Annotated in this window: 16 protein-coding genes and 1 riboswitch; of the genes, 13 read left to right on the forward strand and 3 right to left on the reverse strand. The window is 57.8% G+C overall.

Annotated elements, in window-relative coordinates; genetic code table 11:
- Positions 1-5: 5 nt before the first annotated feature.
- Positions 6-599: a GTP cyclohydrolase II gene (gene ribA / locus E5E96_RS16475; RefSeq protein ID WP_171282620.1), complete on the reverse strand. Its 594-nt coding sequence runs from the start codon at positions 597-599 to the stop codon at positions 6-8.
- A gap of 249 nt (positions 600-848) precedes the next feature.
- Here ribA and cmk point away from each other — a divergent pair, with 249 nt between their 5' ends.
- The 6 genes from cmk (at position 849) to pyrF (ending at position 6,105) form a co-directional block, all read left to right on the forward strand.
- Positions 849-1,541 carry a (d)CMP kinase gene (gene cmk, locus E5E96_RS16480; RefSeq protein WP_011705689.1) on the forward strand — a complete coding sequence of 231 codons (693 nt, stop codon included), beginning with the start codon at positions 849-851 and terminating at the stop codon, positions 1,539-1,541.
- Positions 1,542-1,634: 93 nt separating this feature from the next.
- Positions 1,635-3,305 carry a 30S ribosomal protein S1 gene (gene rpsA / locus E5E96_RS16485; protein ID WP_011705690.1) on the forward strand — a complete coding sequence of 557 codons (1,671 nt, stop codon included), beginning with the start codon at positions 1,635-1,637 and terminating at the stop codon, positions 3,303-3,305.
- Between the two features lie 95 nt (positions 3,306-3,400).
- Positions 3,401-3,685, forward strand: coding sequence for an integration host factor subunit beta (ihfB, locus tag E5E96_RS16490; protein WP_011705691.1), 285 nt, complete (start codon positions 3,401-3,403; stop codon positions 3,683-3,685).
- A gap of 156 nt (positions 3,686-3,841) precedes the next feature.
- Complete coding sequence (locus E5E96_RS16495) at positions 3,842-4,126, forward strand: LapA family protein (RefSeq protein ID WP_011705692.1); 285 nt, start codon at positions 3,842-3,844, stop codon at positions 4,124-4,126.
- Positions 4,127-4,135: 9 nt separating this feature from the next.
- Complete coding sequence (lapB, locus tag E5E96_RS16500; RefSeq protein ID WP_016350438.1) at positions 4,136-5,302, forward strand: lipopolysaccharide assembly protein LapB; 1,167 nt, start codon at positions 4,136-4,138, stop codon at positions 5,300-5,302.
- 101 nt (positions 5,303-5,403) lie between these two features.
- The gene (gene pyrF, locus E5E96_RS16505; protein WP_139389103.1) at positions 5,404-6,105 is read left to right on the forward strand and encodes an orotidine-5'-phosphate decarboxylase; all 702 of its coding nucleotides are present in this window, start codon (positions 5,404-5,406) and stop codon (positions 6,103-6,105) included.
- A 47-nt stretch (positions 6,106-6,152) separates the two neighbouring features.
- Here the strand turns inward: pyrF and rrtA are convergent, their stop codons facing one another.
- Positions 6,153-6,731 carry a rhombosortase gene (rrtA, locus tag E5E96_RS16510; protein ID WP_253264651.1) on the reverse strand — a complete coding sequence of 193 codons (579 nt, stop codon included), beginning with the start codon at positions 6,729-6,731 and terminating at the stop codon, positions 6,153-6,155.
- On the opposite strand from rrtA, the gene E5E96_RS16515 reads away from it, so the two are divergent.
- The 5 genes from E5E96_RS16515 (at position 6,661) to E5E96_RS16535 (ending at position 9,602) form a co-directional block, all read left to right on the forward strand.
- Positions 6,661-7,347 carry a tRNA-uridine aminocarboxypropyltransferase gene (locus E5E96_RS16515; protein ID WP_171282622.1) on the forward strand — a complete coding sequence of 229 codons (687 nt, stop codon included), beginning with the start codon at positions 6,661-6,663 and terminating at the stop codon, positions 7,345-7,347. The genes rrtA and E5E96_RS16515 overlap by 71 nt on opposite strands.
- A 22-nt stretch (positions 7,348-7,369) precedes the next feature.
- Entirely contained in the window at positions 7,370-8,077 is a 708-nt protein-coding gene (queC, locus tag E5E96_RS16520) for a 7-cyano-7-deazaguanine synthase QueC (RefSeq protein ID WP_171282623.1), read from the forward strand.
- Positions 8,078-8,138: 61 nt separating this feature from the next.
- Positions 8,139-8,810 (forward strand): 7-carboxy-7-deazaguanine synthase QueE, encoded by a 672-nt coding sequence (gene queE / locus E5E96_RS16525; RefSeq protein ID WP_029301211.1) that lies wholly within the window; start codon positions 8,139-8,141, stop codon positions 8,808-8,810.
- A gap of 1 nt (position 8,811) precedes the next feature.
- Positions 8,812-9,042, forward strand: coding sequence for a DUF3820 family protein (locus E5E96_RS16530; RefSeq protein ID WP_005299948.1), 231 nt, complete (start codon positions 8,812-8,814; stop codon positions 9,040-9,042).
- Positions 9,039-9,602 (forward strand): cob(I)yrinic acid a,c-diamide adenosyltransferase, encoded by a 564-nt coding sequence (locus tag E5E96_RS16535; RefSeq protein WP_171282624.1) that lies wholly within the window; start codon positions 9,039-9,041, stop codon positions 9,600-9,602. Before E5E96_RS16530 ends, E5E96_RS16535 begins: the two co-directional genes overlap by 4 nt.
- A 66-nt stretch (positions 9,603-9,668) precedes the next feature.
- Here the strand turns inward: E5E96_RS16535 and E5E96_RS16540 are convergent, their stop codons facing one another.
- Positions 9,669-10,073 carry an H-NS family nucleoid-associated regulatory protein gene (locus E5E96_RS16540; RefSeq protein ID WP_011705701.1) on the reverse strand — a complete coding sequence of 135 codons (405 nt, stop codon included), beginning with the start codon at positions 10,071-10,073 and terminating at the stop codon, positions 9,669-9,671.
- A gap of 321 nt (positions 10,074-10,394) precedes the next feature.
- A riboswitch (Lysine riboswitch) is annotated at positions 10,395-10,566 on the forward strand.
- Between the two features lie 86 nt (positions 10,567-10,652).
- Here E5E96_RS16540 and E5E96_RS16545 point away from each other — a divergent pair.
- Complete coding sequence (locus E5E96_RS16545) at positions 10,653-12,233, forward strand: Na+/H+ antiporter NhaC family protein (protein ID WP_011705702.1); 1,581 nt, start codon at positions 10,653-10,655, stop codon at positions 12,231-12,233.
- An 86-nt stretch (positions 12,234-12,319) separates the two neighbouring features.
- Positions 12,320-12,901, forward strand: coding sequence for a thymidine kinase (locus E5E96_RS16550; RefSeq protein ID WP_011705703.1), 582 nt, complete (start codon positions 12,320-12,322; stop codon positions 12,899-12,901).
- Positions 12,902-12,957: the final 56 nt, after the last annotated feature.

Below are 12,957 nucleotides of genomic sequence, written 5' to 3' on the forward strand. Positions count from 1 at the left end.
CGGGATCACTTCTTGAACATGTGATCCAGCTTGTCGGCCTTGGTCGAGAGGTAGAACTCGTTGTGGGGATTGCGCCCTTCCTGCAGGGGGACCCGCTCCGCCACCGGAATGCCGAAGGATTCCATCGCCTTCATCTTGCGCGGGTTGTTGGTCATCAACTTGAGGGATTTCACCTCCAGCTGCTTGAGCATGTCGGCGCAGATGGTGTAGTCACGCATGTCGGCGGCAAAGCCGAGTGCCACGTTGGCCTCGACGGTGTCGGCGCCCTGATCCTGCAGATGATAGGCCCGGATCTTGTTGAGCAGGCCGATGCCGCGCCCTTCCTGACGCACGTACAGCAAGACGCCACGGCCGGCCTTGGCGATGTTTTCCAATGCAGCCTGCAGCTGGAAGCCGCAGTCGCAACGCAGACTGAACAGGGCATCGCCGGTCAGGCACTCGGAGTGAATGCGGCCCAGCACCGGCTCATCACCCGTGATATCGCCCATCACCAGTGCGGCGTGATCCTTGCCGGTGCCGGTTTCCTGAAAGCCTACCAGCGTGAAAGTGCCCCAGGGGGTCGGCAACTTGGATTTGGCCACGAGGGTAACGCTGCTCATAGGTTGCTCCTTACTACAGCTGCTTAAAAAAGGGCGGCCAGTTTAGCGCGCCTTGTGCGGAACAACCATAAGAACAAAACCTTGCACAACTTAATGGTTTGCCAGGTGGTACACAAAGAGGACAGTTGCGACTGGTTTTGCGCAAATGTGTGCCACGACGACTGCCAGGCTCGGCACATTTGGGTATAATCGGCGCCCATTACCCCATCCCTCCCGGGATGTGTGCAACAAGTGTGCAGGAGAGACGTTATGCCGCAGATGGCCCCCGTGATGACAATTGATGGCCCGAGTGGTGCAGGCAAGGGCACCCTGTGTCAGTTGCTGGCTGAAAAACTGGGTTGGCACCTGCTCGATTCCGGCGCCATCTATCGGGTGCTGGCCCTGGCCGCCCTGCATCACGATGTAGAGCTCGATGCTGAAGCCGCGCTGGTTCCCCTGGCCGCCAATCTGGACGTGCAGTTCCAGGTCGATGCCGAACAGGTTAAAGTCGTGCTGGAAGGGGAGGATGTCTCCCGTACCATCCGTACCGAGGAAGTGGGCAATGCCGCTAGTAAAATCGCCGCCTTCCCGCGGGTACGTGAAGCCCTGCTGCGTCGTCAGCGTGCATTCCGCCAAGCCCCTGGCCTCATCGCCGACGGTCGTGACATGGGCACCGTGGTTTTCCCGGAAGCCGAGGTGAAGATTTTCCTCGACGCCAGCGCCGAAGAACGGGCTGCTCGCCGCTATAAGCAGTTGCAAGATAAGGGCTTTGATGTTAACTTTGAGCGTCTTTTAACCGAGATTCGGGAACGTGACGATCGTGACAGAAATCGCGCCGTTGCCCCCCTTAAACCGGCAGAAGATGCTCTCGTGGTGGATTCAACCGCCATGTCCATAGACGAAGTGCTGGTAACGGTACTTGCCTATGCAGAGCAACAACTTGGTGATGTCAGTACAAACTGATGTCAGTCGTCTGCACCATGGATGGCGCAGATAATTTAAAACAACCCCGCTTGTGCCGGATTGCAAGTGGATGTTTCATTTGTGACATAAACAATGATCGAATCTTTTGCTCAACTCTTTGAAGAGTCCCTGAACGCCGTTGAAACCCGTCAAGGTTCCATCGTCAAGGGTACTGTCGTTGCTATCGAAAATGGTTTCGTACTGGTTGACGCCGGTCTGAAATCCGAGTCCGCTATCCCGGCTGAAGAATTCAAGAACGCCATGGGCGAGCTGGAAATCAACGTAGGCGACTCCGTTGACGTGGCTCTGGACTCTATCGAAGATGGTTTCGGCGAAACCAAGCTGTCCCGCGAAAAAGCCAAGCGCCACGAAGCCTGGCTGCAGCTTGAAAAAGCTTACGAAGAGCAAGCTACCGTTATCGGTATCATCAACGGCAAGGTCAAGGGTGGTTTCACCGTTGAACTGAACGGCATCCGTGCCTTCCTGCCGGGTTCTCTGGTTGACGTGCGTCCGATCCGTGACACCGCTCACCTGGAAAACAAAGAACTCGAGTTCAAAGTCATCAAGCTGGACCAGAAGCGCAACAACGTTGTTGTTTCCCGTCGTGCCGTGATCGAGACCGAGAACACCTCCGAGCGCGAAAGCCTGCTGGCTAACCTGCAAGAAGGTCAAGAAGTTAAGGGTATCGTCAAGAACCTGACCGACTACGGTGCATTCGTAGATCTGGGCGGTGTTGACGGCCTGCTGCACATCACCGACATGGCGTGGAAGCGCGTTAAGCATCCTTCCGAAATCGTCAACGTTGGCGACGAGATCGCAGTCAAGGTTCTGAAGTTCGACCGCGAGCGTACCCGTGTATCCCTGGGTCTGAAGCAGCTGGGCGAAGATCCCTGGGTTGCTATCGCCAAGCGTTACCCGGAGACCACCCGTCTGTCTGGCCGCGTGACCAACCTGACCGACTACGGCTGCTTCGTTGAAATCGAAGAAGGCGTGGAAGGCCTGGTACACGTATCCGAGATGGATTGGACCAACAAGAACATCCACCCGTCCAAGGTTGTTAACGTTGGCGACGTGGTTGACGTGATGGTTCTGGACATCGACGAAGAGCGTCGTCGTATCTCCCTGGGTCTGAAGCAGTGCAAATCCAACCCGTGGCAGCTGTTTGCCGAAACTCACGCCAAGGGCGACCGTGTTTCCGGCAAGATCAAGTCCATCACCGACTTCGGTATCTTCATCGGTCTGGATGGCGGCATCGACGGCCTGGTTCACCTGTCTGACATCTCCTGGAACAACCAGGGCGAAGAAGCCGTGCGTGAATTCAAGAAGGGCGACGAGATCGAAGCCGTTGTTCTGCAAGTGGACCCGGAGCGCGAGCGCATCTCCCTGGGCGTCAAGCAGATCGAAGAAGACCCGTTCAATAAGTACCTGTCTGACAACAAGAAAGGTGCTATTGTGAAGGGTAAGGTTACCGAGGTTGATGCCAAGGGTGCCGTGATCGAACTGGCTGACGGCGTAGAAGGCTACCTGCGTGCCTCCGACGCTGCTCGTGACCGCGTAGAAGACGCCACTCTGGTGCTGTCTGTTGGTGACGAAGTTGAAGCCAAGTTCATGGGCGTTGATCGCAAGAACCGCACTGTAAGCCTGTCTGTCCGCGCTAAGGACGAGGCTGATGAGCGTGTTGCTATCGACAGCCTGAACCAACAAGAAGAAGTTGTGTTCAGCAATGCCATGGCTGAAGCGTTCAAAGCCGCCAAGGGTGAATAATCCTTGATGCAAGAAAAGGGCGGCGTGTCACGCCGCCCTTTTTTATCATTGGCGTAATGAATATTGCATGTGATCGGGGAAGGAGATTTAACGTTATGACCAAATCAGATCTCATCGAACAATTGGCTGCCAGCCGCATGCATATGCCGGCCAAGGATGTCGAAGCTGCCATCAAGGAGATCCTGGAGCAGATGGCATCGACTTTGCAAAACGGCGACCGGATTGAAATCCGTGGATTTGGAAGTTTTTCACTGCACTATCGTGCCCCCCGCGTGGGCCGCAACCCCAAAACCGGGGACAAGGTTGAATTGACCGGGAAATATGTTCCCCATTTCAAACCTGGCAAAGAGTTACGCGAGCGAGTGAACATCGCTGAATAATGCAGAAAATGGCATACTTGGGTATGCCTTTTTTGTTTTTATGGTTTGCCTTGTGGCAATTGTCCGGTTTCTCCAAGTCTTTTCCCATTCGCTCTAGAGTCTGCCGGTGATTTTAAGGATAATCAGCCTTTCATTAGATACTGACAGGGAGCTCCTATGAAGCGTATCTTGGCCCTCATTCCACTGGTGCTGGTGTTTATTCTAACTCTGGCCGTCGGTTCGCAAAATGGCCAGCTGGTGCAGTTCAACTATCTGATTGCCCAGGGCGAGTTTTCACTCTCCATGTTGCTGGGATTCTTTTTTGGTGGTGGCTTCCTGCTGGGTTGGCTGGTATTCGGTCTCTTGTTCCTGCGTCTGAAGATGCAGAATCGCACCCTCAATCGCACCATGCGCCGTCAATCCCGCGAGTTGGAGCTGGCTCGGTCGGCTGCCAAGGAATAATGTCCCTCGATGCTTGAACTGCTTTTCCTGCTGTTGCCCATTGCTGCCGGCTACGGCTGGTACATGGGGCGCAGGAGTGTTCGCCAGGACACCCAGAAACAGAGTAACCAGTTTTCCCGCCAGTACGTGGCGGGCCTCAATTATTTGTTGTCCGATGAGTCAGACAAGGCGGTGGATCTCTTTATCCAGCTGCTGGAAGTGGACAGCGAAACCATCGAAACCCACCTCTCCCTCGGCAACCTGTTTCGCCAGCGTGGCGAGGTGGACCGTGCCATCAAGATCCACCAGAACCTGGTGACCCGCCAGCTGACCCGGGAACAGCGCCAGCTGGCGTTGCAGGAGCTGGCGCGCGACTTTCTTGCTGCCGGCCTGCTGGACAGGGCCGAAGCGCTGTGGAACGAGCTGTGCGATGACAGCGACTATGAAGAGACGGCGCTGGCCCAGCTGTTGATCATTCATCAGCAACTGCGGGATTGGGACAAGGCCATCGACGTGGCGGTACGGCTGCAGAAGTTTCAGGGCAAGAAGCTTGCCGAACCCATTTCCCATTTTTATTGCGAGCAGGCAGAGAGCGCCTTGCGTGAAGGGGACAAACCCGCCGGGCTTGCCAAGCTCAAGCGGGCGCTCAGCGTCAACCCCGCCTGTGCCCGTGCCAGCCTGCGTCTGGCGGAACTGGCCATGGCAGCAGGGGAGTACGAGCAGGCCAGCAAGGATCTCTTGCGGGTGTTCGAGCAGGATATCGACTTTGCCTCCGAAGCCATTCCCTCCCTCAATGAGTGCTATCAGCGCCTTGGTCGTGCACACGATCTCATTCCCCTGCTGGAGCAGGCGGTGGAGGATCATGCCGGCGTCAGTGTGACCCTGGCACTGGCCAAGCTGGTCGAAGAGCGCGATGGCCTGAGTCAGGCCCGTGCGCTGGTGCTGCGTCAATTGCGCCGTCATCCCTCCATGAAGGGCTTCTATCAGCTGGTGGGTTTCCAGCTGGCGAGCGCAGAGGAGGGCCCTGCCAAGGAGAGCCTTGAGCTCTTGCAGCAGCTGGTTGGCGAGCAGATCAAGATCAAATCCACCCACAAGTGCCGGCAGTGCGGTTTTGCCACCCACTCCCTGTTCTGGCAGTGTCCCTCCTGCCGCCAGTGGGGGTCCATCAAGCCGATCCGCGGCCTGGACGGGGAGTAAGAGCCACTACAAGATCATGAGCCAGGCCGCTGCGGCCTGGTGTTTTCAGGTCGAGCCGGGGCCAAGCTCCGGGCGGCGAATAACCATCGATAGGAAGTGAGATGCTAGATCCCAAAGTACTGGTTGCGCTGGATTATCAGCACGAGGCCGATGCCTTCGCCTTCATTGAACGTATCTCCCCGGCCCAGTGCCGTCTCAAGGTAGGCAAAGAGATGTTTACCCTGTTTGGCCCCCAGTTCGTGCGTCAGCTGGTTGCCAAGGGATTTGATGTCTTTCTGGATCTGAAGTTTCACGACATTCCCAACACCGTCGCCAAGGCGGTAGCCGCCAGTGCTGAGCTCGGTGTCTGGATGGTGAACGTGCACGCCAGCGGTGGCGTGCGGATGATGCGAGCCGCCAAGGAGGCGTTGCTGCCTTATGGCGACAAGGCGCCGCTGCTTATCGGGGTGACCGTGCTGACCAGCATGGAACAGGCCGACATGGCGCCGCTGGGGCTGACTGTCGGTCCGGCCGAGCAGGTGATCCGGCTGGCCAAATTGACCAAGGAGGCGGGGCTCGATGGGGTGGTTTGCTCCGCCGAAGAGGCGCGTGAATTGAAGGCGCTGCTCGGCGCCGACTTCAAGCTGGTGACGCCGGGGATCCGTCCCGCTGGCTCGGCAGCCGGGGATCAACGCCGGGTCATGACACCGCTGGCGGCGGTGGAGGCGGGGGCCGACTATCTGGTGATTGGCCGCCCCATCACCCAGGCGGCCGATCCTGCCGCCATGCTGGCAGGCATCAATGCAGAGCTGGCAAATCGATAATGGACAGGATGCCGGCCCGATGGGGCCGGTATTGCATCAAAGGCGGCTCACTCCTTGGGAGCGGGTTCGCGCAGGGTGATCGGGAGCAGGCCGAGTAGCAGGCCGGCGCCCGAGCCAATCAGATGTGATTCAATATGTACCCTGGCGCCAATGAGGGCGGACACCGGGCTTTCCCCCGCGCTGTAGAAGTCCACCCCGAGCTTTATCGCCACCCCTGCCAGCATCAACCAGCCGGAGTAGCGGCGATAGCGGATATCCTGCAGCGCGCCCCAGACGAACAGGCCATGCAGCGCGCCCGACAATCCCATGTACCACTGGGTCTGCGGACACCACCACCAGATACCGAGCCCGACGGCGGAGCCGAGCAACAACAGCAGCAGCGGCAGCCGACAACCGGTCAGGTATTCGCGAAACAGGCTGTAAAGTACCCACAACCCGCTCAGATTGAGCAGCAGGTGCCACAGATTGGTGTGGGCCAGATTGCCTGTTATGATGCGCCACCCTTCACCCTGGGCTATCAGGGTGCGATCGAAGGAGATCTGGTGATTCGGCACGATGAAAAAGAGCAGCAAACTGGCGAGTGAAAGCGTGATGACCCAGAGCAATCCTGATTTTTCTGACAACATGAAACAGTCCGACGACAACAAGAGCCGCTACTGTACACGTTGCACCAGAGCCCTCAAAGCCTGTCTGTGTGATTATATTCGGCAGATGCCGCATCTCGCCCCTCTCCATATTTTGCAGCATCCGAGCGAAGTCGGGCATCCCAAGGGAACCGCCATCCTGCTGGCCGCCTCGCTGGCGCAGGCCCGCCTGCATGTGGGCGAACAGGTGGCCGATGTTCCCGAGCTGGCGGCCTTGTTGGCCGATCCCGCGCTGCAGTGTTATCTGCTGTGGCCGGATGAGGAGGCCATCTCGCTTGCCAGGATACGGGAGAGGGAGGCGGTCAAGCCGGCTCGCCGGGTCTGTTTTTTGCTGCTTGATGGAACCTGGCGCAAGGCCTACCGGATGCTGCACAGCAACCCTGAGTTGCAGCAGCTGCCGCGGATAAAGTTGGATGCCGTCGCGGGGCAATATTCCATTCGCAAGAAGCCGTTTCCAGAGGCGCTGTCGACCCTGGAAGCGGGCTACCATCTGTTGTCGCAGTGGGAGAGGGCGCCCGATCGCTTCGCCCCGCTGATGACCCTTTTTACCCATTTGAACCGGCAGTGGCACGATTTTGCCCAGGGCCGGCGCAGTTGAACTGCCCAGAGGAGAGTAATTCGTGAAAAAAGCCGTCGTGGTATTCAGTGGTGGTCAAGACAGCACCACCTGCCTGGTCCAGGCCTTGTTCCGTTATGACGAGGTGCACGCCATCACCTTCGATTATGGTCAGCGCCATCGGGAAGAGATCGAGACGGCGCGCCGTCTGGCCAGTGGGCTCGGCATCGCCGCCCACAAGGTGATGGACGTGACCATGCTGGGCGAGCTGGCCATCTCGGCTCTGACCCGGGACGAGATCCCGGTGAGCTTCGAGCTGCAGGACAACGGCCTGCCCAATACCTTCGTACCGGGCCGCAACATCCTGTTCCTCACCCTGGCCGCCATCTACGCCTATCAGGTGGGCGCCGAAGCGGTGATCACCGGGGTGTGTGAGACCGATTTCTCCGGTTATCCCGATTGCCGCGACGAGTTCGTCAAGGCGCTCAATCAGGCCGTCTCCTTGGGGCTGGATCGCGCCATCCGCTTCGAGACCCCGCTGATGTGGCTCGACAAGGCCGAGACCTGGGCACTGGCGGATCACTACGGCCACCTCGACACCGTGCGCCAGCAGACGCTCACCTGCTACAACGGCATTGCCGGCGACGGTTGCGGTGCCTGTCCTGCCTGCGATCTGCGCAGCCGCGGCCTGCAGCAGTACCTGGCCGACAAGGCGGGCGTGGCGGCACGCTTGTACCAAAAAACCGGGCTGGGCGAGAAAAGCGGATGCTGAACCTGCGTCTCGGCCATGCTTGGGGTATAATCCGCGACTTTTGCAACCAGCCGTGACCAAGATGCATTACCCAATCAACGAGATATTCCAGACCATCCAGGGGGAGGGGGTCTTCACCGGCCTGCCCGCCATCTTCGTTCGCCTGCAGGGCTGCCCGGTGGGGTGCCCCTGGTGCGATACCCGTCATACCTGGGTGGTCGATCCTGCTCGTGAAGTGGGGGTACAGGCGGTACTCGACTGTTCCAATGAATCCGATGGCTGGAGCAAGATGAGCACGGAGCAGATCCTGGCCAGCTTCCAGCAGCTCGGTTATCAGGCGCGCCACGTGGTGATCACGGGTGGGGAACCCTGCCTCTATGATCTGCAGGATCTCTCTGCCGCTTTGATTGAGGCGGGTTATCAGGTGCAGATCGAAACCAGCGGTACCAGCGAGATCCAGACCCATGAGCAGACCTGGGTCACCGTATCCCCCAAAATCAATATGAAGGGAGGGCTGCCGGTGCTGGTCTCTGCCCTCGAGCGAGCCAACGAGATCAAGCATCCGGTGGCCACCGAGCGCCATGTGGAGGAGCTCGATGCGTTGCTGGCCACCGCCAGCTTGCGTGAAAACGTGGTGATCGCGCTGCAACCCATCAGCCAGAAACCCAGGGCCACTCAACTGGCGATGGCAACCTGTATTGCCCGCAATTGGCGGCTCTCCATCCAGACCCATAAATATCTGGATATTGATTGAGATGGAGTGGTTGTCCGACGAGCGGGTATTGTTGTCCCTGGCCAACAAGATGCCTTACGGCAAATATCGGGGGCGTCGCATCATCGATATTCCGGAGCCTTATCTGGTGTGGCTGGCCCGCACCGGTTTTCCCGCCGGTTCACTCGGTCAAACGCTGGCGCTGGCCTATGAAATCAAGCTCAACGGGCTGGAATCCATGATTGTTCCCATTATTAACAGGATGTCGGTATGAGGATATATACGAGGCAGGGTGACAAGGGCATGACTCGCCTGGCCGATGGGCTGCAACTGGCCAAAGACGATATGCGGGTAGAAACCTATGGTTATATCGATGAATTAAATTCTCATATAGGTCTTCTTATTGCCGAGGTGCCTGCGGTCGAAACCGGATTATTGGCTGACTTGTTATTATTGCAACAGGAATTGTTCGATCTGGGCGGGGAGCTGGCATTTTCCAGCGCCGCTCAGGAAGCTGCCATCTGGCAGGTGAATAATGAGTGGACCTTGCGGCTGGAGCAACAAATTGATGCCTACAGCGCCAATTTACCTGTGCTGCGCAATTTTATTTTGCCCAGTGGTTCCCGTGCGGCGGCACAAGCCCATGTGGTGCGAACCCTCACCCGGCGCTGCGAGCGACTGCTGCTGACCCTGAGCCGCAGCGAGCAGCTCAATCCGGCCATTCTGCCCTACATGAACCGGCTGAGTGACTGGTTCTTTACTATTGCCCGTTACCTGCTGGCCTGTACGGCGACCCCAGAAGTGCTCTGGGTCAAGGCGGCGGAGCGGGGCTGATAGCCAGGCTACAGACAATAAAAAACCTCGCGATGCGAGGTTTTTTATTGCGCCTGTGTGGCTTTATCAGATGGCAAATTCTTCGACGGATTTACCTTCGGCAACGGCCTTGGCAATCACGGAAGGCATGCGGCCTTGGCCGGTCCAGGTTTTTTCCACGCCGTTGTCCATATAACGGTATTTGGCCGGGCGGGGAGCACGTTTGCCCTTGCTGGCCTTGGCGGGTTCAACGGCCACGGTGCCAACCAATTCGGCCGGATCGATGCCGGCGGCTTTCAGCATTTCGGCATATTCGTTAATTTTACGCAGATGTTCTTCGCGAGCCTGACGCTCGGCGGCTTCATCCTGCTGGCGCTCGCTGACAATAGCGGAGAGCTTTTCCAGACCTTCTTCCAATTGTTCCAGCGTCAGCTCACGGCAAGCGGCACGCAGGCTACGGACATTCAGCAGGACTTTCAAAAATTCGTTCATAGTGTTCACCACGCGAGCAAAAGAGTGAATTAAATAGATATAGTAATTTTGGCTAATTTATACGGCCATTTATGATCAAGTCAAGTCAGCTGAATTAATAAATTCATAGTGGAAATTAAGTGATCTATTTTGGATTCAGGCCCGATTCAGCAATATTGGCAATGTACATACTCGACTGAGTTCTCGATAGATGAAAATAGCGACAAAATCATAATGTTTGCACCATTTGACTACCACTATGCCATTTTAAGCCATGCCGTTTGGTGATTTAATCAAAAAACTTGCTATAACGTGCCGGCACGATAAAATGTGCCTCGAATACCTTTAAGTAGAGGCGCGCTGCCTATGACTACTTGTGCGGAGGGTGATGCCTGTGATGCACGAGGAAAGGAGTCAGCGCCGAAGTGGCCAGGCCATCATACCGGGCTGCTGGTTCTGCATCTAATAGGTGCAGGACTGCCATAGTCATCCACTATGGAGCGCTACCTGAAGGGGCTGAGGAGTATTACCTCCCCATGGGTTTTGTTTCTTTATCCTCTCGGTAGATCTCCACCTGCTGTCTTTAGGTGCAAAGAGATCATGGACATCATTCACTACGCCGACTCCGGTTGGTCAATCATTCCACCCCTGCTGGCCGTTGCCTTGGCAATTCTGACCCGCCGCGTCCTGCTGTCGCTGGGGGTGGGCATAGTCACTGGCAGCCTGCTGCTGAACCAGTTTTCTCCCCTCGATTCCCTGCATTACATGTTGAACACCGTGCTCAAGATCTTCTGGGTCGACGGGGCACTCAACCGTGACAACATCAACATGTTGCTGTTTATGCTGCTGCTGGGCGGCCTCATCAGCCTGATGAGCGTTTCCGGTGCGACCCGGGCCTTCGCCGAGTGGGCCGCCAAGCGCGCCAAGACCCGCAAGGGGGCCAAGACGCTGACCGGCATGATGGTCTTTGCCTTCTTCATCGATGACTTCTTCCACAGCCTGTCGGTGGGGGCCATCTGCCGTCCGGTGACCGACCGCTTCCAGATCTCCCGCGCCAAGCTGGCCTACTTGTTGGACTCCACCGCCGCCCCGGTCTGCGTGCTGATGCCCATCTCCTCCTGGGGGGCGTATATCATCGCCCTGGTCGGCGGCATCATGGCGGCTCACGGCATCACCGGGCAGAGCCCCATCTCCGCCTTTGTCGAGATGATCCCGATGAACCTCTATGCGGTGTTCACCCTGATCATGGTGCTGGTAGTGATCGCATTCCAGCTCGACATCGGCCCAATGCGTCAGCACGAGCAGTGGGCGCTGGAAGGCAAGCTGTGGGATGAGTCCAAGGGCCGCCCCATCGGCCTGGACATGGAGAGCCCGGAGGAGAGCAACGGCGGCATGATCGACATGGTGCTGCCGATCCTGACCCTGACTGCGGCCACCGTCTACTTCATGATTGACTCCGGCGCCGCCGTGCTGGCTGCCAATGGCGAGCCGTTCAGCGTGCTCGGCTCGTTCGAGAATACCAACGTCGGCTCGTCCCTGGTGTATGGCGCCCTGTGCAGCCTGGTGGTCTCCATCGGTCTGGCCATGCGTCTCAAGCTCGGCGCCAAGAACTGGATCAAGGCTGCACCGCAAGGGGTGATGGCCATGTTGCCGGCCATCAACATCCTGCTGTTTGCCTGGACCATTGGCGCCGTGGTGCGTGACGTCGAGACCGGCAAGTACCTGGCATCGCTTGCCAACGGCAACCTGCCCATCGAAGTGCTGCCTGCCGTGGTCTTTATCCTCTCCTGTGCCATGGCGTTTGCCACCGGCACCAGCTGGGGCACCTTCGGCATCATGCTGCCGCTGGCCGGCGACATGGCGGCAGCCAGTGACATCACGCTGATGCTGCCGATGCTGGCCGCCGTGCTGGCCGGTTCCGTGTTCGGTGATCACAGCTCGCCCATCTCCAGCACCAGTATCCTGTCGGCCACCGGTGCCGGCTGCCATCACATCGACCACGTGATGACCCAGCTGCCCTATGCCTTGGCCATCGCCTTCGGCGCCGCCCTCGGTTATCTGGTGATGGGGTTGATGCATTCGGTGCTGGCAGGCTTCAGCGTCAGTGCGCTCTGGTTCGTCATCTTCTCCAGCTACCATTTGCGCAAGGCAAGGTCCCAAGCGGACCTGGCCATCGCATAAAAAGAACAAGGGGCCGCCAGGCCCCTTGGTTTTGTTGGGGGCTTTGGTTAGCATGCGCCCCATAAATTCAGTTTCGGAACAGTACCATGGCTTCACTGCACTACAAGTTTGCCACCATGAATTCAGGCAAATCGACCCAGCTCATTCAGGCGCACTTCAATTATCTGGAGCGGGGCATGCATCCCTTGGCCATGACACCCGCCATCGACGACCGTTTCGGGGTCGGGGTGATCAGTGCCCGGGTGGGGTTGGAGCTGAGAGTCGAGGTGTTCAGCGATAGCTGCGATCTGTTCGAGATGGTAAAAGCCCGCCATGCCGAGCGGCACATCGACGTGTTCATCGTCGATGAAGCCCAGTTCCTGACCAAGGAGCAGGTCTATCAGCTGGCCCGCATCGTCGACGAGCAGGACATTCCGGTGATCGCCTACGGCCTCAAGACCGATTTTCGTGGCGAGCTGTTTCCCGGCTCCTACCACCTGCTCTGCCTGGCCGACAAGTTCGAGGAGCTGAAAAGCATCTGCTGGTGCGGCAACAAGGCGCACATGAACTCCCGGGTCAATGAAGCCGGCCAGGTGATGCGCGATGGTGAGCAGGTGGAGATCGGCGGCAATGATCGTTATGTCTCCCTGTGCCGCAAACACTATCTGGAAGGACGGGCCTTCAAATAGCCCCCTCTTCATCGCGATGAGTAGATAGAAAAAGGCGCCAATCTGGCGCCTTTTTT

Source organism: Aeromonas sp. 1805, assembly GCF_013085525.1.
Classification (GTDB): domain Bacteria; phylum Pseudomonadota; class Gammaproteobacteria; order Enterobacterales; family Aeromonadaceae; genus Aeromonas; species Aeromonas hydrophila.